Genomic DNA, 20,320 nt, shown 5'->3' with positions numbered 1-20,320 from the left:
TGAACGCACAATTATATTACTAAATTTGATTCGAAAGCACTGTGCCAATAGACTCTGGTGACACAGCGTGGATTCTGATTGCTGGCAGTTTGGTATTGTTGATGATCCCAGCACTAGGTCTTTTTGAGGCTGGTCTATTACGCAGAAAAAATACTGTTTCGATTTTCATGCAGATTTTCTTTGGATTGGCGCTCCTCAGTGTGATGTGGTTTGTATTTGGATTTAGCTTGGTGTTTGGACCAGACACTGCTGGAATAGTTGGCAACATGGACTATGTTTTCCTAAAGGGAGTCCCATGGGATGACTCGCTGCCATTTGCACCAACTATTCCTGGAGTCCTGTTTGCTAAATTCCAGCTAATGTTTGCAGCAATTACTCCATTGCTCTTGACTGGCGTAATTGCCGAGAGGATGAAGTTCTCATCATTTATCATATTTATCGTAGCTTGGTCTGCTCTGATCTATTATCCACTGACCCACTGGATTTGGGGAGGTGGGTGGCTTGGAGATCTTGGAGTATTTGACTTTGCAGGCGGTATTGTAATTCACACAAGTGTCGGAATGGGTGCACTAGCTGCAGCCATTGTTCTAGGAAAGCGAAGAAACTATGGTCCTGCAATAATGGTGCCACACAGCATCCCAATCGCGGTTTTAGGCTCATCACTGTTATGGTTAGGTTGGTTCGGATTCAATGCAGGAAGTGCATTATCATCTGGCGGCGTAGCAGGAAATACCGTGATTGTCACTCACATGGCATCATCAATTTCTGCTCTGATCTGGGTTGGACTGTCTTGGATGAGAACCGGCAAGCCAAGTGTTATAGCTGCAATCAATGGAGCCATTGCGGGACTTGCAGGGATCACACCAGCATCTGGCTATGTTAGCGTAGAACATTCCTTTATCATCGGAATTGCAATCGGTCTTGCATCATACTGTGGAGTTTTGCTAATCAAGGACAGATTGAAAATTGATGACGCACTAGATGTAAGCTCTGTCCACGGAATTGCAGGAATCATTGGATCGCTAGCAATTGGAATCTTTGCATCTTCTGCAATAAATCCAGGTGGTCCAGACGGCTTGCTCTTTGGCAACCCAATGCAGATTGTGACCCAAGGAATAGGTGTTGCAGTCGCAGGTGCATTAGGATTTGGTGGAACGTTTGCTATACTCAAGGTCATAAAGTTCCTAATTGGAATACGGGTCTCAAAGGAAGTCGAAGAGATAGGACTCGACATTGGTGAGCATGCTGAGCAGGCATATGCTGATGAGGAAGAATTCAAGCTAGACGAAGAGGTGCAGAAAAAACATGATGGATAGAAAAAAGCTAACTTGGATAATCTCTGGAATAGGGTTGACTGCTATTTTTGTAGGTCCTGTTATCTATTATGTGATAATGAATCCAGCGAAATAGTCTTAGATAGTGTCTTTTTTCTTTTTAGAAATTGCCGCTATTGCCCTGACCACGTCTGTTTTGCTAAGAACTCCAGTTAGTTTGTTGTTGACCAAGACTGCAGCTCCATTAATGTCGTTTTCTACAAGTGAAGTGCATGCCATGACCAAGTCGTCATCATGCTCTACTGTTATCATGTTAACCGTCATTGCCTCTTTGGCCTGGGCAGTTCCACCAAAGCCCGTCTTTGAGATGAGGCCTTTTCTTGAAAACAAAACAGAAATACCAGACGAATTGTCCACTATTTCTTCTTCTTTGCCGAGAACCATCGTTAGTCTGAACAGATCCCTAAATGACAATACTCCGACTGGCTTGTCGCCATGATCCTTTACAATAATCCTTGATACGCGCTGGCTGATCATCTTGGATAATACATCATACAGCGGATCATCGTCATAACATGACACAAATGATATTGTCATTACGTCGCCTACACGCTTTTCGCCTACAAAATTTGTGATATAGTACTTGGTGAGGTCTGTCCTTGTTATGATCCCCTTTGTTTTACCATCAAAATTTACTCCAAGTGAGCCAATCTCCCGATCTACCATAATCTGGACACAATCCTCAATACTAGCAGAATGATTTACTGTTACAAGTCGGTTCATGATTTCAGTAATCGGAATTTCGTCAATTTTTCTGTCGGTCTGCTCTGTTAGAAGAAACAGACCAATGTCTCGCTCAGTTACGAGCCCTACTGGCTCATCATTATCAGTTATTATGATGCGGCTAATGTCTTTGTTTACTATTTTTCTTAGCGCTTCTGCAACATTTGCATCTTTACTCACAGTGATTGGATCCTTCATTAGATCCTTTGCGGTACTCAATGTGTTCATTCTTTTATCTGTCTATAAAAAATCGCAACATAATTTCCTTGTCTGAAAATCAAAGCTGGGTTGCTACCTATTGTATTAAAAACAATGAATTCATTTGTGGTACGATGGCAAACTACAAACCATGTGATTGCGGCTCATGCGGGCACGAAACGCAATCTGAGTGCTACCTAAAAGAATGCAAGTGTTGCCTAACAGATCATCAGGGTGCGTTTGGCAAAAATCGATAATCCAAAATTATCACGTTTGAAAATCGATCTATGACATTAAATTCTGGACTACCTGCCTTGTTTTAATGAAACGAGTTGAGGCATTTTTCCAGTTTGGCAAGCTAGAGAGTGTAGTTGAGGCAGTAGAAAACGCTGGAGTTGGCGGTCTTACTGTGTTTTACGCACGAGGGAGAGGGCCTGCAGAAAGAGAAAAAATACACACAACACGAGGAACAAAGCTAGAAGAACAATTCTATAACCTAATTGATTGCATTGTAACTATAGTGGAAGACGATCAAGTTGAGAAAGTAATTGATGCAATCAAAAAGAATGCAAATTCCACATCAAAAGGAATCATAACAATATCCGATGTGAATAAAATCATAAAAATCTAGGCTCAAAACACAACTTGTTCGTATAATTTAGTAGTGTTCCTTTAATTGCAGAATCGCGTATGCTAGAACCTGGTACGCGGGAGGATCTCTTATCAGGCTCGTGTCTGATATCATGTGAACCTGCGTATCACTGAGTATTATGAGATGATTTGAACATCATAATTTAATATCACTAACATCATTTGCGTTTGAAGAAATGAAATTTAACAAACCATTGAAGATCAGAGGAACAAAAGATGACTTTGTTCCATTTTACACAAGCTTGAACACTAGTAGCAAATTACACAAATCCATTACTGACACTATAGATCTACTCAAACAAGAACCTACTAGAGGTGATCACATAGAGCGTAACAAGATTCCAGACTATTACATAAAAAAATTCAAAATTAAGACGCTGTTTAGAATCGAGCTTGTGGATTATTGGCGATTAATGTATGCTATACATTCCTTTGATGATGTTGGAATCGGAATTCTCGTGCTGGAGGCGCTAGACCACAAAAAGTACAATGCGCGTTTTGGCTACAAGAATTGATATTGCTGGTAATCAATAGTACAAATATGTTATATACCAGATTGTACTATAATGTAGCATGGCTAGTAGAACAGTCTCTGAAAATAAAGGACATGATCCTCGTCTGGCAAGTATCGAAATGGTAGAAGACGTCCTAAAAGAACATCATGAGTTTCCATCAAAAAGTGCACTACAAAGAGCATTGCCAAAAACGATACAGACTCAGACATTTAACAGAATTCTGGGCTATCTAGAAAAGTCGAACAAGATAATTTTCACAAAAGATCGTGCTATTGTTTGGATATTTTCAGATGATCCAAATCTAAGAAAAGTATGGGAACAATCCATCAATCTGTAATGTGACTGAATTACGTCATTAGATGGGGAGAAGAACGGTTTTACATTCCTAGAACAACACCAGAAAACCTTCGGCCAATTTTAATACATTTTACCACACAGACAAAATGTAAAACATCAATGTTTTACCAAAACCCGTAACCAAAGTCACTGGCATGCTTCATGGAAGCTTGGTCTACAAATTGCTATTGGCATGCAGTCTGCCAGTGACGTTCTACTCTTTAAAAAAAAGAAAATAAGAGATAGTGCATTGGGGATTGCTCCACTATCTCCTATTTGTTTCAGAAAATATTTTCTGCAACTTTGATGCAACCTCTTTTTTTGCCTCAGATTGAGTTAGCATGGAGCTCCATACTTTTCCAACTGCCTCAAAGACAGCATCAGCTGCCTTGTCCATGGTTGGGCCGTATGAGGACTCTATTCTCTTTCTCATTCTTTCAGCCATTGCATCATGATGCGCAGCAAAGAATGCCTTGTGCCAGGCCATCATAGCATGTTGTATAGGATCCATTGTTTCGCATCCACAACATTGCTCGTATGGCTTGCTTGAGCCACAAGCGCAAGATTCTATGCCTTCCATTTTACATGATTCCGCTGTACATTCCATAGTTTGTTACTTCCTTGTAGTTACTATAGAAAGGTAAGTATTTAACATAGAAAGTTCCCAATACAACAGTAAGTGAGGAAATGGTAAGTTGCAACAAGATTACAAAGAATTTCTAAACCCAAGCTGCTGCGACATCAAGGCCTGCCCAGTGGATACCACATTAAAGCTGATGGGAAAAAAATTCACCATGCATATCATACGTAACATGCTAATGTTCAAGCAAAGCAGATTCAACCAGTTTCTGGACTCTATTGAGGGAATCAACCCAAAAACACTTTCAGTCCGGCTTAGAGAAATGGAAAAAGATGCCCTCATTTCACGCAAGATCTATCCCGAGACCCCACCACGAGTAGAGTACACCATGACCGAAAAAGGCCATGCACTGGCACCAATCCTAATCCAGATGGCAGAATTCTCCATGAAGTATTGTTGTGGGGATGTATTCATTGACGGCAAGCCTCGAACCATCAAGCAAACACTCAGCACCAAAGCCCTAAAGCAGCTAGAGCAATAATCAACAACTATTTGTGCAATTAATTCCATACTAAACCATGGAATCAAACAAACCAAAAGGCAACGATTTCCTAGACGCATATTCCAAGGCAACTGAAGCTTGGACCAAATCATTTCAAACAATGCAAGAGCAGGCAGCAAGCGCATTCAAGCTCTACATTCAAGGCTTTGAGCAAGCAATGAAGTCCTCAAACTTTGATGAGATGAAAAAATACAACGAGATCTGGCAAAACCTCTCAAAGAACTTTGAGCAAAACCCGTACCAATGGTCCCAGAAAGCGTGGGAAGACATGTGGAAAGAGTCAGGATTCGCATCATTCAAGGCGTTTTTCGATCACTGGCAAAACATATGGCAAAACTTTGCCAAAGACGCAGAAACAAAATCAAAGGAAGCCCTAGACAAGATGCAAAGGCAAAACAAGCCATAGTGTATTTTTTCCTAGTAAAAAATCCGGCACCCTAGCTTAAGGCCAAAAACGAGTAGTATCTTGGCGACAGCTACAATGCCATCATTCCATGATATGATCAAAGTATTATCTGGTTTGGTCTTGATGTGGTGCATCTGTGGTAGAATTTCTTAAACCATATTTTGTGATTTCTGATCTTTTTATACAATAATAATGAAATTCTTACAAATTATAATACGATATTCAGAGTTTGGATAAAAAAAAGGAAAAAAGAGAATATTTAGTTTCGTGGTTTCCAGGCACTGAGCCAAGAGTTGATGACGTTTTGGTTTAGCTCGGCAAATGCTGATGCGTTTTGGTTGATTGTCTTTACGTTTTGGATTGTTGCATCAAATGCAGTTTGGACTACTTTGTTGTTTGTCTCGACTGCCTTTACGATTGCCTCGGTTGCATCAGAAACAGCAGTGATTGTTTGTTCTGGCAAAGAATAGTTGATGCCAATTTTGTTGGCAACGCTTTGCTGGATTGTTACTGCAGTGTGCACAAAGTTAGTCCAAGAAGTTACTAGTTCTTGGTTTAGGCTTGTGTATGACTGTAGTGATTGTGCTGCTGATTTGTCCAATGCGCTCTTTAGCTTGTCAAAGCTCTTGGTGTATACTGAAAACACGTCTTTTGTTGTTTCGTTTGTTGTCATTTTGTTTTGCACCTTTTGTTGTGGAGGAAATTGTACTTGGGCTCTTTTGGAGTCTTGGTATTTCTTTCCATCCATTGGTTATTACAACCAATGAATGGTATATAAACATTTGGTTTTATTTGGTAATGAATGGTAACCAGCACCAATCCCAATCAAACTCGTTCGTAATTTTTGTGCCTGGGTCTAAACAATGATGTTTTTCAGGGCTTTTCGCTTTACTGTCTGCTCCAGATATCTTGCTTTGTATTGGCTCACACGGGGCCTTGATCTGAGCTTGTAATTACAGCATGGGCACCAAAGGCCATCCCACCTGATGAATATCTCACACCCATTGCACCTTTTTTGTCCCAAAAGATACCGACTCTTGCCAATCTGTTTTGCAGCCTTGTATCTATGACAAATTCCATTACAAGTCATTGCCATTATTTCTCACACCCATAGTTTTGATGTCCTGCAAGTTGGAAAATACACAAAATACTCACTGCATATATCCATGACATATGAAGAAGACCTATTATCCAATCATACTGATTGAAAAGCATTGCGTAATCACTAGTCATACCAACCAATACCATACAATGACAAAAACTGGTTCTGCAAAATCGATAGTCTTTTCATCTACTTGTCATACATCATATCGTTGAGTGAGGCTCGCAACTATCAAAGTATCTGCGATCAAATTCACAAACTTGATCCCAAAATCCGCTTTGCTGGAATAATCAATGAGCGCGGCAGACTAATTGAGGGCGGCATGAAAAGCGGACTGACTACCTTTTCCAGCGCAAAGGACGATGAGATGCTCTTCATGGAGCTGGTCTTGCGAGTCAAGATGCGCCAAGACTTTGATACACAGCTAGGAAAGGTCAAATTCGCAATGGCTCTACGAGACAAGGTTCTTGAGATGAGCTTCCCAATCGACAAGCATGTTTTGTTTGTAGTCTCTGAATCCGATGTTGATTTTGGGGTTATACCAAAAAAGATAATCCAGATCATTTCTTAGCGTTTTTGCGCCGACAATTACCAATATCTTTATTATGTGCGTGTTGGTTTATAATACCAATGAATGGTAAATACAACCAATTTCTGATTAGCCATTCTGAGGTGTGCTAAATGGTATCTCAAGAAATAAGACGACTTGCAAGCGAGATATTCAAAACAGATTCACAAATAGTTCATCTAGGATTAATTGATCTGGAAGGCCACGTCCTAATTGACCAATCATCATTATCATCAGAGCCATACGAGCCAGACAAGGACAGAATGATGTTTTACTACCAAGTCGGTCTGAGACGAAGCAGACGAGAGCACTTTAACCAAGCATATGGTCTGACGCAATACATTCACATTGTCAGAGAAAAAATGCAGCAACTGATTCTTTACCTTCCAATGATTACTGTCTATCTTACAGTAGACAAGGACCTGAGTCCGGACAGAATTGCACAGATTGCCAAAAAAGTCCAAAACATTGACAAGCAAATAGTCGATGATGCAACCAATAGCTTGTTCTTTATCAATAAAACCAAGGTCTAGGAGATACAAAGCCACACAAAAATGAGTAACAAAACCATCACCACAATCAATCCTGCGACAGGTGAGCCAATCTCTACTTTTGAGTCAATGTCGAGGGACCAAGTAAGGGACCAAGTATCAAAGTCAAGGATTGCATTTTCCAGCTGGAAAGGAGACTTGGAGACAAGACGAGCTGCTCTGTACCATCTAACGGATTATTTGCGCAAAAACAAGATAATGCTTGCAGAGGTTGCCACAAAGGAAATGGGCAAGGTCCTAAAGGAGGCAATCTCCGAGGTTGAAAAGTGTGCCTGGGCACTCGAATTCTATGCAGATAATGGCGGAACTCTGTTGTCTGATGAAATACTAAACACCGATGCGCGAAAAAGCTTTGTCACATTTGAGCCACTTGGAATCATAGGATCTATTATGCCATGGAATTTTCCATACTGGCAAGCTCTAAGATTTGCAGCCCCAAGCCTCATTGCAGGAAACACCATAGTCATGAAGCCATCAAGTGTAACAATGCAGTCCGGAATCGAAATCGAAAAGGCCTGCAAAGAGTCTGGCGTCCCAGATGGAGTTTTCCAAACGTTGGTTGGAGGATCGGAATCTGCAAATCACCTAATTGAGGCAGACGTCAACGCAGTAACATTTACCGGCAGCACAAGAGTGGGTGCAATGGTCGGCCAAAAGTCTGCAATGTTGCTAAAAAAATGCGTCCTGGAATTGGGCGGAAGCGATCCATTCATAGTTTTAGAAGATGCTAATGTGGAAAAGGCAGCAAATGGTGCAGTAAAGGGTAGATTCATCAACTGCGGCCAAAGTTGTGTCGCATCAAAGAGATTCTTTGTCTCAAGAAAGCTAGCTAAAGAATTCACTGAAAGATTCATCCACAATACCGAGCGCCTGCAAGTAGGCGATCCAATGGTAATAGAGACCGACATTGGACCGCTTGTAAACAAGGAAGCACTGGAAAACATCTCATCAATGGTAGAAGATGCAAAAAAGAAGGGAGCCCAAATCCTAACCGGTGGAGCACAAATTGGAAACAAGGGCTATTTTTACAAGCCTACGATTCTTACAGGACTGACACCAGACATGAGAATTTCAAATGAGGAGACCTTTGGGCCTGTTGCACCAATCACAATATTTGATGATGAAAAGGAAGCAATTAGGCTGGCAAATGATTCCGAGTATGGCCTTGGCGCAAGCATTTGGACTGATAATCTAAAAAAAGCAGAAACGCTCTCAAAGCAAATAGAGTCTGGCATTGTCACAGTGAACAATGTCGTAATCTCTGATCCACGAGTTCCATTTGGCGGAATAAAGCAGAGCGGCTATGGCAGGGAGCTATCAAAATACGGAATGCTGGAGTTTGTCAACATCAAGTCTGTCCGATTCTATGACCAGCTGATTCACCACCATTACGTGGAATAATTCACTGTACAATGCAACCCAAGTCTTAAGTAACAAATCATAAAAGAACATCTGAATTGAGAATAGGAATCATTGCAATCTTTGCCCTTTTTACTGTGATTCCTGTTGCCTTTGCCGCATATGTCGAGCCCACATCACAAGAGCAGGCCCTCTTTGACAAACTAAAATCAGAATTTGAAAAACTATCCATTCCAAAAAAAGACGTCACAGATACAACCAATTCATTTTCATCGCCAGTAACATACTATTTTCCCTGTGACCAAGGCGAAACCTACCAATCAATAAATGCCACCGTCCAGACAAGACTGGCAAAATTTGATCCCTCCATTGCCCACTCTGGTGGTGCAATCACTGGTGGCATCTATGTTTGGAAGTGCTCCATAACGGTATCAAACGGAAAAATGACCATAAACTGCAACAACGAGCTGATGCTAAATTCTGCAGCCTTGGCACAAAGCGCCGAAAAGGATCCTGCAATCAAGCAAATTGAGGACCTGGTGGTGTACTATCACGAGTTGTTGCACGGTCAATTGATGATTGATACAATAAAAACATCCCAGTCCTGGCAAGACTATATCTGCAATACTCCAATCCAGCAGGACCTGGATTATTCCAGTACCGATGCAGACCATCTTATAATAACGCCACTGCAAACCGAGTTTGCCAAAAAGCTAATCGAGGACGAGGGCGGATTTTTCAAGGTAGAAACCATTACACCAGACCAAACAAGTGCAGGCACGTTCTCAAAAAAAGTTGGCTCGCTATATGACTATCCAGAATATGTAAAGTCCGGAATAAACATCTCTGCCCGCTCATATAATATTGCAGACATCAAAATTACATCACAAAAAAATGACATTCTCATCAATGGTGTACTAAATGACAAATCAAAAAACGGCATAGTCTGGCTCTATGTATTTGGAAAGGAGATCTCAAGCACCACTCCGGCACCAAAACCAACACCAAAACCAATCATACCACCAAAGCAGATCTCAATTCCTGACTGGGTAAAAGATCTAGGAAAATGGTGGTCAGATGGTACCATAAATGATCAAGAGTTTCTTACAGGAATAAAATACATGATTGAAAATGACATCATTACAATTCCGCAAACCGCGCCAGGCCAGGCAAACTCGCAGCCAATACCGTATTGGGTCAAAAACAACGCAAAGTGGTGGTCTCAGGGAACCATCTCAGATGCCGACTTTGTTGCAGGACTACAGTATTTGATACAAAACGGGATAATGAACATCAAAATAGAATTCCAGGAGGAATCCAATGCCCCAACCATCACTTCTGCCATCCCAGATGACATTCCATCAGAGCCCGAGCCCGCCAGCCTAGGCGTGGTCCAAATAAGTGCACCAACATTTGCAAAACAGTCCTACCAATCAACCCAGGGAAAGATTACCGGCAAGGTAGATGACTTCAAGACAGGAACCTACATCATACTTACCATAACCAAGCCTGATGGCAACACCTACGATCTCAAGGGAATTCTTACCAACAAGGGCCAGTTCACCGTACCAATAATGATTGACTCTAATTGGCAGGTGGGAAAATACATCATCACTGGAAAATATAATGGCGCCTATGTGGATTCGGACTCGTTTTCCGTCCAATAGTATGAAATTCATACCAATCCACATATTTCTAATCAATCATGTGCAAAATACCAAAAGTGGTATTTGATGCCAAAGTAGAATAATCATAATTGTATGACAGTACTAAATGATTAGAAGACACACCATAGTAATTGATGAGGATGTGGAAAAAAAGCTAAGACATCTCCAGGCAGACCTGATAAAAAAGACCGGAAAATCAGTAAGCTTTTCTGCAGTAATCAATGATACTTTGAAAAAATCACTCAAATAATTTCGAGATAGGACGTGTGGTCGTTGGGGCACCGGTTAGGACTCCCCACTCCACAGTCTGATTAGTTTTTGAATTTTTGATATTAAAGCAAAACGTAGGAATTATCAGTAGGGTCTATCACTGTTTTATAATAAATTGAATAGGCTACCTATGTCTGAACCCGCTTAAACTTCCAAGACAAGGAATCAAACCATTTAGGATCTTCTTCAAAAAACAACCTTGTCATGTGTGTAATGGTTTTGTTATCCGCATTGCAATGCCATACACATCCAGTCCATCTTCCTTGTTGCATGATGATGTTTTCTGCATACCATTTATTTTCTCCTAGTCTAACAAACTGGATTGTTATTGCTTTGCGTTTGTTGACGAATCCGATGTGATTGTGAACAAAACTCCAGTCTAGTTTTTCCATCTCAGAGGCTGCTTTTTGATAGTCGATACGTTTTTCCTGATCACTTGAAATTGCCTCTTTTCTGTCCCATTTGTAATAGATGATGTCCTGATATTTTACATCCGTCTGTATGTCTTCGGAAATCTTGGTACCATCAAATACTTGGAATTCAAGATTTGCTGGTCTGTTTTGCATCAATTCGATAACCCTAACCCACAATCTCAGGCATTCTCATCGTCCTCATCAAATGATTTGAGCTCTTCTTCTAAATTTGATACCGTTCTTTCTGCGATTTCATTATTTGCCGAAGCATATCTTGTCATTAGTTTTAATATTTTTGAAAAGGCCTGCCTTGTTTGTTCTTCTAGCTCATTGCTGTGCTCTGTAACTGCGTCTATCTTTTCTTCCAGTTCGATGACCTTTTTTTCTAGTTCTTCTTGTTTCATTATCTAGAACTAAAAACATCACAGCCCGAATATGAGAAATTTAAAACAACAAAACTGTTCATCAAAACTCTCACTTTAGACTAATAATGTTAATTTCGTTACTTCCATCCTCAAAAGGAATCTCTAGTTTTCCATTGTCTAGATCAGTAAAGACAGCTTCTGAACTATCAATCATTATAACAAATCCGTATTCATAATCAAGAAGGTTTTGAGGAATATCTATTGTAATTATACCGTCATGTAATGCCTCAAATGAAATATCAAGGCTTGGAGTTTCTTGGTCAAGTGACATGTCTTGTATGATTCCACCTTCTATCTCATATGGGATCTCAAATGTCTGAGAATCGATGTTTAGATAAAAAATATCGCTTGTTGGCTCCGACTCTGAAATGTAATCAAATGATGCCACTGCAGGATAGTTGTACTTGTGGTATTGTGCAGCAATTGAATATGTTCCAGACTCTTCCCAGAGGTCTCCTCCAGGCTCTAATTTCAGGGAAAAGATGCCTGATTTTTTGTTAGGTGTTATTTGTTGTGCAAGTACTAGATCTCCTTCAGGATTGAGTAGCTGCAAAGTCACTGATTTTTTCTTGATTATCGGGAAAACTTTTCCCATAATTGTGATCTTGTCACCGTCTTCATATTCTGTGTTATCTGTTTTTAATATCAATGAAGGGATCTTTATTCGATCCAAAATTGCTTGTTTCTTGAATTTAGCTTCGGTTGTATCTGTTTCAATTTGAGATTTTATTACTTGTTTTTTTGCTTCAATTTCCTGAGTGTTTTCAGCAGGAACATCTTGAGATTTTGCAATTGTTTTCTTTGTCTCAATGTTTTCTGCATGATCCGATGAACTAGATTGACCGTCATCAACTATGATAATTCCTCTCGCCCAAGGGTGGAGAATACAAAGATACTCGAATTTACCAGATTCCTGGAATTTGAAAACAAAACTTTTACCAGAAGAAATTATACTACTATCAAACGAATCTTTTGTGCTGGTTACTGTATGAGCTGCACTGTCATTGTTAGTCCATGTGACAATCTCACCTGCTCTGACGTTGATTGTAGATGGTAAATAGCAGCTATCCGTATTTTCGCAGATCTGCTTTGATGCCCCAAGAGGAATTTTGATTTCTGCACCAAATACGGGTAATGTCGATAAGCTCAAGGCAAAAACCAACGTTATGAGTAATCTGTTATTCAATTTGATGGCCTTCATATCACTACAGAATATAAGGATTCTTGGTAAACGTGGATACATGTATACATGTTATTCATGGCTACATTAATGCGTGAATAGCATGTAAGCATGCCAGAATGACTAGAATTCTTGGTGCAAGCAAAGTCACAGTAAGATATCAGGTGACAATTCCAGAGGATGCCAGGCGATTTTTGCACATTGAAGATGGCCAAACGGTAATCTTTGTTGAGGAAAATGGCAAAGTCGTTATCAAAAACGAACTGTAGCACTTTTAGAAAATCAACCTTTGTTTTCTACATTAAACTCACGCTTTTCTTTATCAGGCCCACGCTCACCAATTCCGCGTTTCTCACCCATTGTATCCAAAAATGATTTTCCAAGACTTAAGACGACTGTTGTCCAAATAATCATCCAAAGTCTGAAACAATCTTTCTAATCTCATCTAGTCTCCTTGGATTTAGTGAATACTGTATTCCATAAGACGTAGGGTGGTGCAATACGAGATTTGTTCTTACCAGTTTTTTGAGGGTCTTGTCCACATCGCCTTTGAGATGTGAGGGGAATCCTCGCTTGATTGACTCTGAAGATGTGTGCTTGCCGCCAATGACTCCATCCAAGGCCAGCTTGGCAAGTATTGTAACGGATAGATCATCATACTTCACAGAATAATTGGCATATTCCATTATATTATCAATTATGTAATGATTTCCATAATAACAAGTAAATGGTTATATAATTGAATCACCACATTAACACCATGAAAGCCAAGACAAAACTCATACAAGACAAGGCCTTAGAGGAAGGCCCACTAGAGCACCTCTTTCCATGCAGCACATCAAAGATTCTGGACTTTCTGTGCGTTTTTAAAAAGTATGATTACTCTATATCAGATATTGCAAAAAACGCAGGCATTACATTCAAGACTGCGCTAAACGAGATAAGAAAGCTGGAATCACAAGGAGTTTTGGTAAATAGCCGAGACGTAGGCAAGGCCAAAATGTACCAGCTAAACCCAGATTCGGCTCAGGCACAGTCAATTAACAAGCTGGCACTGGACTTGGCCTTTAAGAGACTAAAGGTCAAGTAGAGTCTTTGAGCTTTTCTAACAATTTATCATAAATCTTGATTTTTTCTTTTCCCAATTATTCCCAATTATTTTACGCACAAGCAAAAACTTTCTCTCCCAATTATTTCTGGAAAATATCCAAGAAAACTAATTTCTGTATTGTACTATCTGAATCCAGAATCAACCATTAATGCGATAAACAACACTGCCAGGTATGGGCTGGAAAACTTGAACAAGACCCATGATGATTTTTCCGATGGCTTTGCAATGACCCAGAATGATAAAATCAGCATCAAAGCACCTGACGCAATTGCCGTGTATAGATAGATCTCACTCATAACCGGTTTTCCCTCGTGTGTCAAAAAGAACGGCACCACACTAAACAAAACCATGACCAATGTGGATATTGCAATTACTCTGGCCGATGTCTTTTCAGATTGTACAGCAGTAAGCATTGGAACATTTACCTTGTTGTAATCGTCTTTGAAGTGTAAGGTGAGTGCCCAAATGTGCATTGGAATCCAGATAAACACCAAACCACCCATTACCATTCCTAAATCCCATAGTCCTTGTAGTGTTACGGCAGCATGGCCAATCAATGGAGGCGCCCCACCACAAAGACCCCCCAGTATGATGTTGGTTCGGCTTCTTCTTTTTAGTGCATGTGAGTAAACTGCGACATTATTTACCAAGCCAAATGTCATGAAAATGCCTGCCCATATCCCATTCCAAAATCCAGCCGTATATGATGTGGCAAATGCACACGCCAAAGATATGCCAGCTAATACCAGTCCAAAGTCCCGCGCCTTTTCCGGTGGTGAGATTCTACCAGATGGAATTGGCCTGCTCTTGGTTCTCTCCATTATACTGTCAATGTCTCTATCATGATAATTGGTCAAAGTGTTGGCTGCTGCAGATCCAGCAGCTACTCCAAATAGCATCAAAGCCCAGGTAGCTGGTGATACCTCAACGTTATACACATTTGATGCAGTAATTGTGGCGCCAAATGCAGTAAAGACCAAAAGGTACCAGATCTTTGGCTTTGTCAACTCGTAATATGTGGCAATTTTTCCCCTTGCCTGTGCTTTTTGCATCTATTTCACCATTCCTGCAAAGGTATAATCTGAAATTAAATGTAACATGGTCTCATGTCGAGTGATTATAAGGCATGGTCTTGGTTCTGCGCTTCATCTCTATGAAGGATTCCGATGCCAGCACTCCCTGAATTCTGCCAATTCCTTCTGATATCAGCTTGTGCATTTCTGATAGGTTCTGGGCATACATTGTTACTATAATATCAAATCTGCCGGTGACCTCTGATATTTCGCGAACACCCTTTATTTTGAATAATTCATCTATTATTCCATCACGAAATTTAGAGTCCATGTTTATGCCAGTGAGTGCCTTGACTCCATAGCCAAGCTCTTTATCATTAACAATGATGGTGAATCGCTCGATCAGTTTTTTCTTGGTGAGTCTTTTGATTCGAGAATATACAACTGACGGGTTGACCTTTATTTTCTCAGAGAGCCTTGGGATGGAAATGGACGCATCTTCAGATAGCTCAGATAGAATAGTCAGGTCTAGATCATCAATTTTTGCCGTCTAAAACACCTGCTCGTCAAATTCCTTTGGTGTTTTATAAGTTATGAGAGAAAAATTATAAAATTTTTCTAAATTTTTCCTTTTTTGTATAGCATCTCTGCTAGCAGAACCGCACCTTTTGCTGAGCCCATCTTTTTGTTGTGTGAGAACAAAACGTACTTGACGCCATTATCAAATATGGTGTCTTCTTCCAGTCTGCCTATCGATGTAGTCATGCCATCATTGATTTGTCTGTCAATTCTTGGTTGTGGTCGTGTCGGATCCTCATGCACTACCAAATAGTCTTTTGGAGCAGACGGCAATCCAGTGACGCTGATGTGATCAGAAAACTCTGATATGGTATGCTTTACATCATCTAGTTTTGCAGTCTTGGAAGTCTCTACAAATACAGATTCTGTGTGGCCATCAATTACTGGAACTCGTGTGCATGTACAGCTTACTCTAATGTCTGCTGGTATGATTTTACCATCCTTTAGCTTGCCCAATATTTTGGCAGTCTCTACTCGAACCTTTCCTTCTTCCTTTGGAATGTATGGAATTAGATTATCTGTGACATCTAATGCAGATACTCCAGGAGATCTTCCGGCGCCCGAGATTGCCTGCATTGATGTCATGATTACTTTTTTTGCGCCATAGGTGTCATAGAGAGGCTTCATGGTTATGGCAAGGCCGGTTGTGGTGCAGTTTGGCAGGGGTAAAACATAGCCCTTCCAGTTCCTGTTTTTCTTTTGTGCCTCTATTAGCTCTACATGATCATCATTAATTCCTGGAATCAAAATTGGAACGTCCTCCTCATACCTGTATGCTGAAGAAGTAGATACCACTGGGATGTCCTTGGCAAATTTGGTCTCTATGTCTCGGGCAGCATCGGATTCCACTGCGGAAAACACCAAGTCCAGATCAGATACCTTGACTTGGTCAATTGATGTTACCATCATGTCGCGTGCATATTTTGGAACATCGCCACCTACTTGCCATTTTATAATGCCCGAGTTTGGATCGCGGATTGCGTCAATGTATTTTTTGCCAGCCGATCTCTCAGATGCCGCTAGCTGTGTTACCTCAAACCAAGGGTGGTTTTCCAGCGATAAGAGGAATTCCTGCCCTACGGCTCCAGTCGCACCAAGTATTGCTACGCGCTTCTTCATCAAGGAAATTTTTTGTGCGATCAATTAATAATTCTTTAGAGCCAAAACCGCAACAACTAAACCACTCACGAGCAGATTTAATGCGTGAAGTTTGCCAAAAACATCCAAACTCATCTAAGGGCAGGACACGGCGGGCCATATTCCATTAAAAACCCGAATCCCAAAATATTGGACTTTAGCTCGAACGTGAATCCACTTGGATTTCCAGGCGTGGTAAAAAAATCACTAAATCTTGCCAAAGTCTCCACCTATCCGGACCATGATTCCACCAAGCTAAAACAGAAACTGGCAAAATACCTCAAAATATCCACTGATTATATCATAGTAGGAAATGGGGCAACTGAGATAATCTATGATTTCTGCCGGGCGACCATTAACAGAACCAAAGTATTGATTGTAGTCCCTACATTTTCAGAATACGAATCCGCATCATGTCTTTGTGGCGCAAAGCCGCAATTCTTCATCAGCATGGACTTGCAGGCCGATCTGGAAAAATTCATGCAAAAAATTCCAAGAAATGGTATGGTCTTTTTGTGCAACCCAAACAACCCGACTGGCAAACTCATTCCAAAACATATCATACTGCAAATCATAAAGTCGGCAAAGGCAAAATCCTCAATTGTCTTTGTTGATGAGTGCTTTATGGAGTTGGCCGTGCCTCAAAACCAATCCGTAATAGATCTGGTACCAAAGCATGATAATCTCTTTGTTTTGCGTTCTCTGACCAAGTCGTTTGGTCTGGCAGGATTGCGCATCGGCTATGGAGTGGGAAGCAAAGCCCTAGTCTCAGTTCTGGATAGGATAAAAATTCCTTGGAGTGTAAATGGGTTGGCGCAAGAGGCAGGAATTGCAGCGCTCGATGATGTACAATTTCTTGCAAAAACACAACGATTAATCAAAAAAGAATCCAAGTTTCTCATTAATTCAATATCTGGAATAGATGGTTTTTCCTGTCATGATACTGACACTAATTTCATTTTAATCAAAACAAGGCAGCCAGCCAAAACATTGCAAAAAAAACTACTCCACCAAAACGTTCTGGTCCGTGATTGCAGCAATTTCAGAGGGCTGGATAACCATCACATAAGAATTGCAGTCAGGACACATAAAGAAAACCAAAAGCTTGTCTCAGCACTGGAGCGTATACAATGAAATCAATAATGATCCAGGGAACCTCTTCTGGTGCCGGCAAGACAACGCTTGTGGCAGCCTTGTGCAGAATCCTATCAAATCAGGGCTATAGTGTTGCGCCGTTCAAGTCGCAAAACATGTCCAATTATTCCTACAAGGTCGGCTTTGAGATATCCCAAGCGCAGGCAATCCAGGCAATTGCCGCACGAGCACAAATCAGTCCCCACATGAACCCCATTTTGCTCAAGCCACTTGGCAACTACATGAGTGATATAGTAATTCAGGGCAAGCCCTACAAAAAAATGTCCGCCAAAACATACTATGAGAAATTTGCGCTAACCAAAGGACTCAAAGCAGCAATGGAATCCTTTGCTTACCTCAAATCAAAATACGACATCATCATACTAGAGGGCGCAGGCTCGCCAGCAGAAATAAACCTGCAAAAATATGATATTGCAAACATGAAGATGGCACAAAAGACCCACTCACCAGTGCTGCTTGTCGCGGATATAGAAAGGGGAGGCTCTTTTGCTAGCTTGGTTGGTACCATGTCGCTTCTCTCAGAGGCACACCGGAATCTGGTCAAGGGATTCATCATAAACAAATTCAGAGGCAATGCCAAGCTATTGCAGCCGGGCTTTAGGATTTTAAAGCAAATAACATCTAAATCCGTTCTCGGCGTCATACCTTCAGTTGATCTAGACTTGCCAAACGAGGACTCGCTTGATAATAAAATACACCTATTCAAAAAGCAAAACCAAAAGAGACTGGACTCCCAGCTGGAAAAACTTGCAAATATAGTACAAAAAAATCTTGACATAAAATCAATTGAGAGGCTAATCCAATGATTCCTGTTTTGATAGTAGTTGGCGCAATACTGCTTGATTTGGCATTTGGCGATCCAAGATCGAAATATCACCCAACTGCCTGGGTTGGTACGCTGGTTGCAAGATTTCTTCCGTTTGCAAGATCACAAAACCCCACAATGGAGAAAATGGGCGGAATGATCGTTACCATTGCAATTTCTGGCGTGGTTGCCGCCTTGCTGTATTATTTTGAATTTTTCACCTTACATTTTACCGATGTGATATCTGTGATGGCTTTTGGTATAATCAGTATAATATTACTAAAGACAACAATTGCGATTCGCGGACTTGAACAGCACGGAAAGATGGTAATGGAATCACTATCTCGGGATAATCTAGATGAAGCGCGAGACCGACTATCTATGCTGGTAAAACGAAACACCAAACAACTAGACAAAAACCACGTGGTCTCGGGAGTATTGGAGACCACAAGCGAAAATATTGTTGATGGTGTTACGGGTCCTCTGTTTTATTTTGGATTGTTTGGATTGCCAGGCGCATTCGTATACAGAACGATAAACACGATTGATTCCATGGCCGGCTACAAAAATACCATATTTGCGAACATTGGCTGGTTTGGCGCAAATTCAGACAAGGTCCTAAACTATGTTCCGGCAAGAATCACGGGTTATGTGATGGTGCTAGCCGCATTTCTAGTTGGCGCCGACTGGAAAGGTGCATTATACACTATGAAAAGTGATGGAAAAAAGACGTCCAGCCCAAATGCCGGAATCCCAATGGCCGCAATGGCAGGCGCACTAGGAACTAGGTTTGAAAAACTAGATCATTACACCCTGGGAAATGGGACAATCGAACCAGATCAAACCCACTACAAGTCTGCCATTCTACTAATGAAAACGACATGCGTCTTGTTTTGCGGGCTGGTCACAATTCCGCTGATCATACTTTTGAGTTATGTTGGATGGTGGATTCATGTTTAGGCAGGCAGGATCCGTGTTTTCATTTCTTACCATAATTCCTACTGGAAGCTCGGATCTGCAATCGGTTGCAAAACACATGTATCTTTTTCCAGTAATTGGAATTGCAATAGGACTCTTGCTTGGCGCAATGGGCTGGGGCCTATCGATATTTTTGGAGCCTCTAGTTGTCGGACTGCTAGTCACTGCAGGCCTGGTCCTTATTACTGGAATTCATCATACCGATGGCCTGTCTGATTTTGCAGACGGTCTGATGGTAAGGGGAACCAAGGAAAAAAAACTAGAGGTGATGCGGGATCCAAAGGTCGGCTCTGCCGGAATTATTGGTATTGTATTGTATGTTGCAGCAGTAATAATTGCACTGTCATTTATGAAAGGCTTTGAGCTGTTTCATGCTATATTGATTGGTGAGGTGATTGCCAAGTTCTGCATGGTTTTATCTGCTAGTATCGGACCTTCTGCATGGCCTGGCTCTAATTCCACATTTATTGAATCCATGAAGGACAAAAAGAAGCTAACACTTGCTATTATGATTACAATAGGTGTAATTGCCATTTTCCAAAATTATGTGGGATTTGTAGCGCTTGGTGTAGGAATTGCTGTTACCTTGGTTGTGGTAGGTGTTTCCAGGCGTAGTTTTGGCGGAATCTCTGGTGATATAATGGGCGCAATAAACGAGTTATCCCGCGTTTCGTCATTTCTTGTGTTTGCATCGGTATGATT

At 41.0% G+C, this 20,320-nt stretch carries 28 protein-coding genes; 17 read left to right on the top strand and 11 right to left on the bottom strand.

Annotated elements, in window-relative coordinates; genetic code table 11:
- Positions 1–41 precede the first annotated feature (41 nt).
- Positions 42–1,316 (top strand): ammonium transporter, encoded by a 1,275-nt coding sequence (locus tag SU86_RS07885; protein ID WP_048188658.1) that lies wholly within the window; start codon positions 42–44, stop codon positions 1,314–1,316.
- A gap of 96 nt (positions 1,317–1,412) precedes the next feature.
- Here SU86_RS07885 and SU86_RS07880 read toward each other — a convergent pair whose 3' ends face one another.
- Positions 1,413–2,276, bottom strand: coding sequence for a CBS domain-containing protein (locus SU86_RS07880; RefSeq protein WP_158507485.1), 864 nt, complete (start codon positions 2,274–2,276; stop codon positions 1,413–1,415).
- A 301-nt stretch (positions 2,277–2,577) separates the two neighbouring features.
- On the opposite strand from SU86_RS07880, the gene SU86_RS07875 reads away from it, so the two are divergent.
- The 3 genes from SU86_RS07875 (at position 2,578) to SU86_RS07865 (ending at position 3,758) form a co-directional block, all read left to right on the top strand.
- Entirely contained in the window at positions 2,578–2,886 is a 309-nt protein-coding gene (locus SU86_RS07875) for a P-II family nitrogen regulator (protein WP_048188656.1), read from the top strand.
- Positions 2,887–3,082: 196 nt separating this feature from the next.
- Positions 3,083–3,421 carry a hypothetical protein gene (locus SU86_RS09410; RefSeq protein ID WP_052755626.1) on the top strand — a complete coding sequence of 113 codons (339 nt, stop codon included), beginning with the start codon at positions 3,083–3,085 and terminating at the stop codon, positions 3,419–3,421.
- A gap of 58 nt (positions 3,422–3,479) precedes the next feature.
- A complete protein-coding gene (locus SU86_RS07865; RefSeq protein WP_048188655.1) occupies positions 3,480–3,758 on the top strand; it encodes a hypothetical protein in 279 nt (92 codons plus the stop codon).
- A 264-nt stretch (positions 3,759–4,022) separates the two neighbouring features.
- Here SU86_RS07865 and SU86_RS07860 read toward each other — a convergent pair whose 3' ends face one another.
- A complete protein-coding gene (locus SU86_RS07860; protein WP_048188654.1) occupies positions 4,023–4,337 on the bottom strand; it encodes a hypothetical protein in 315 nt (104 codons plus the stop codon).
- Positions 4,338–4,452: 115 nt separating this feature from the next.
- Between SU86_RS07860 and SU86_RS07855 the strand changes: the two genes are divergently transcribed.
- On the top strand, positions 4,453–4,878 hold the full coding sequence (locus SU86_RS07855) for a winged helix-turn-helix transcriptional regulator (protein WP_236687689.1): 426 nt from the start codon (positions 4,453–4,455) through the stop codon (positions 4,876–4,878).
- A gap of 37 nt (positions 4,879–4,915) precedes the next feature.
- Positions 4,916–5,305, top strand: coding sequence for a hypothetical protein (locus SU86_RS07850; RefSeq protein WP_048188653.1), 390 nt, complete (start codon positions 4,916–4,918; stop codon positions 5,303–5,305).
- Between the two features lie 259 nt (positions 5,306–5,564).
- On the opposite strand, the gene SU86_RS07845 is transcribed toward SU86_RS07850, so the two are convergent.
- Both SU86_RS07845 and SU86_RS09515 read right to left on the bottom strand, forming a co-directional pair.
- Entirely contained in the window at positions 5,565–6,053 is a 489-nt protein-coding gene (locus tag SU86_RS07845; protein ID WP_052755623.1) for a hypothetical protein, read from the bottom strand.
- A gap of 176 nt (positions 6,054–6,229) precedes the next feature.
- On the bottom strand, positions 6,230–6,385 hold the full coding sequence (locus tag SU86_RS09515) for a hypothetical protein (RefSeq protein WP_158507484.1): 156 nt from the start codon (positions 6,383–6,385) through the stop codon (positions 6,230–6,232).
- Positions 6,386–6,618: 233 nt separating this feature from the next.
- Here SU86_RS09515 and SU86_RS07840 point away from each other — a divergent pair, with 233 nt between their 5' ends.
- The 5 genes from SU86_RS07840 (at position 6,619) to SU86_RS09955 (ending at position 10,802) form a co-directional block, all read left to right on the top strand.
- Entirely contained in the window at positions 6,619–6,978 is a 360-nt protein-coding gene (locus SU86_RS07840; RefSeq protein WP_048188652.1) for a DUF6659 family protein, read from the top strand.
- 110 nt (positions 6,979–7,088) lie between these two features.
- Positions 7,089–7,508 carry a hypothetical protein gene (locus SU86_RS07835; protein ID WP_048188651.1) on the top strand — a complete coding sequence of 140 codons (420 nt, stop codon included), beginning with the start codon at positions 7,089–7,091 and terminating at the stop codon, positions 7,506–7,508.
- Positions 7,509–7,529: 21 nt separating this feature from the next.
- Positions 7,530–8,927, top strand: a complete 1,398-nt coding sequence (locus tag SU86_RS07830; RefSeq protein ID WP_082096209.1) for an NAD-dependent succinate-semialdehyde dehydrogenase — start codon at positions 7,530–7,532, stop codon at positions 8,925–8,927.
- 56 nt (positions 8,928–8,983) lie between these two features.
- Entirely contained in the window at positions 8,984–10,552 is a 1,569-nt protein-coding gene (locus tag SU86_RS09405) for a hypothetical protein (RefSeq protein WP_052755621.1), read from the top strand.
- Positions 10,553–10,658: 106 nt separating this feature from the next.
- Complete coding sequence (locus SU86_RS09955) at positions 10,659–10,802, top strand: hypothetical protein (RefSeq protein WP_177318932.1); 144 nt, start codon at positions 10,659–10,661, stop codon at positions 10,800–10,802.
- A 148-nt stretch (positions 10,803–10,950) separates the two neighbouring features.
- Here SU86_RS09955 and SU86_RS07820 read toward each other — a convergent pair whose 3' ends face one another.
- The 3 genes from SU86_RS07820 to SU86_RS09400 form a co-directional block, all read right to left on the bottom strand.
- On the bottom strand, positions 10,951–11,388 hold the full coding sequence (locus tag SU86_RS07820) for a hypothetical protein (RefSeq protein ID WP_048188650.1): 438 nt from the start codon (positions 11,386–11,388) through the stop codon (positions 10,951–10,953).
- A gap of 26 nt (positions 11,389–11,414) precedes the next feature.
- On the bottom strand, positions 11,415–11,639 hold the full coding sequence (locus tag SU86_RS07815; protein ID WP_048188649.1) for a hypothetical protein: 225 nt from the start codon (positions 11,637–11,639) through the stop codon (positions 11,415–11,417).
- Between the two features lie 70 nt (positions 11,640–11,709).
- A complete protein-coding gene (locus SU86_RS09400) occupies positions 11,710–12,861 on the bottom strand; it encodes a cupredoxin domain-containing protein (protein WP_158507483.1) in 1,152 nt (383 codons plus the stop codon).
- A gap of 98 nt (positions 12,862–12,959) precedes the next feature.
- Here SU86_RS09400 and SU86_RS09510 point away from each other — a divergent pair, with 98 nt between their 5' ends.
- Positions 12,960–13,109 (top strand): AbrB/MazE/SpoVT family DNA-binding domain-containing protein, encoded by a 150-nt coding sequence (locus SU86_RS09510; RefSeq protein ID WP_082096207.1) that lies wholly within the window; start codon positions 12,960–12,962, stop codon positions 13,107–13,109.
- A gap of 141 nt (positions 13,110–13,250) precedes the next feature.
- On the opposite strand, the gene SU86_RS07805 is transcribed toward SU86_RS09510, so the two are convergent.
- Positions 13,251–13,505: a hypothetical protein gene (locus tag SU86_RS07805; RefSeq protein WP_148550840.1), complete on the bottom strand. Its 255-nt coding sequence runs from the start codon at positions 13,503–13,505 to the stop codon at positions 13,251–13,253.
- 95 nt (positions 13,506–13,600) lie between these two features.
- Between SU86_RS07805 and SU86_RS07800 the strand changes: the two genes are divergently transcribed.
- Positions 13,601–13,930, top strand: a complete 330-nt coding sequence (locus SU86_RS07800) for a winged helix-turn-helix domain-containing protein (RefSeq protein ID WP_048188647.1) — start codon at positions 13,601–13,603, stop codon at positions 13,928–13,930.
- Between the two features lie 143 nt (positions 13,931–14,073).
- Here SU86_RS07800 and SU86_RS07795 read toward each other — a convergent pair whose 3' ends face one another.
- The 3 genes from SU86_RS07795 to asd all read right to left on the bottom strand — a co-directional run bounded on the left by SU86_RS07795 (position 14,074) and on the right by asd (position 16,665).
- Positions 14,074–15,003: a heme o synthase gene (locus SU86_RS07795; RefSeq protein WP_048188646.1), complete on the bottom strand. Its 930-nt coding sequence runs from the start codon at positions 15,001–15,003 to the stop codon at positions 14,074–14,076.
- A gap of 52 nt (positions 15,004–15,055) precedes the next feature.
- Complete coding sequence (locus SU86_RS07790; protein ID WP_420887337.1) at positions 15,056–15,454, bottom strand: Lrp/AsnC family transcriptional regulator; 399 nt, start codon at positions 15,452–15,454, stop codon at positions 15,056–15,058.
- Between the two features lie 128 nt (positions 15,455–15,582).
- Entirely contained in the window at positions 15,583–16,665 is a 1,083-nt protein-coding gene (asd, locus tag SU86_RS07785; protein WP_048189385.1) for an aspartate-semialdehyde dehydrogenase, read from the bottom strand.
- An 81-nt stretch (positions 16,666–16,746) separates the two neighbouring features.
- Here asd and cobD point away from each other — a divergent pair, with 81 nt between their 5' ends.
- The 4 genes from cobD to cobS are packed head-to-tail and all read left to right on the top strand — an operon-like array spanning position 16,747 to position 20,318.
- A complete protein-coding gene (cobD, locus tag SU86_RS07780) occupies positions 16,747–17,814 on the top strand; it encodes a threonine-phosphate decarboxylase CobD (protein WP_048188644.1) in 1,068 nt (355 codons plus the stop codon).
- Positions 17,811–18,641: a cobyric acid synthase gene (locus SU86_RS07775; protein ID WP_048188643.1), complete on the top strand. Its 831-nt coding sequence runs from the start codon at positions 17,811–17,813 to the stop codon at positions 18,639–18,641. Before cobD ends, SU86_RS07775 begins: the two co-directional genes overlap by 4 nt.
- Positions 18,638–19,600 carry a cobalamin biosynthesis protein gene (locus SU86_RS07770; RefSeq protein WP_048188642.1) on the top strand — a complete coding sequence of 321 codons (963 nt, stop codon included), beginning with the start codon at positions 18,638–18,640 and terminating at the stop codon, positions 19,598–19,600. The genes SU86_RS07775 and SU86_RS07770 overlap by 4 nt, the downstream gene beginning before the upstream one ends.
- On the top strand, positions 19,593–20,318 hold the full coding sequence (gene cobS / locus SU86_RS07765) for an adenosylcobinamide-GDP ribazoletransferase (RefSeq protein ID WP_048189384.1): 726 nt from the start codon (positions 19,593–19,595) through the stop codon (positions 20,316–20,318). Before SU86_RS07770 ends, cobS begins: the two co-directional genes overlap by 8 nt.
- Positions 20,319–20,320: the final 2 nt, after the last annotated feature.

The sequence above is a fragment of the Candidatus Nitrosotenuis cloacae genome (genome assembly GCF_000955905.1).
Taxonomy (GTDB): Archaea; Thermoproteota; Nitrososphaeria; order Nitrososphaerales; family Nitrosopumilaceae; genus Nitrosotenuis; species Nitrosotenuis cloacae.
Note: the sequence above shows the minus strand (reverse complement) of the source record. Positions and strands in the feature narration are given on the sequence as shown.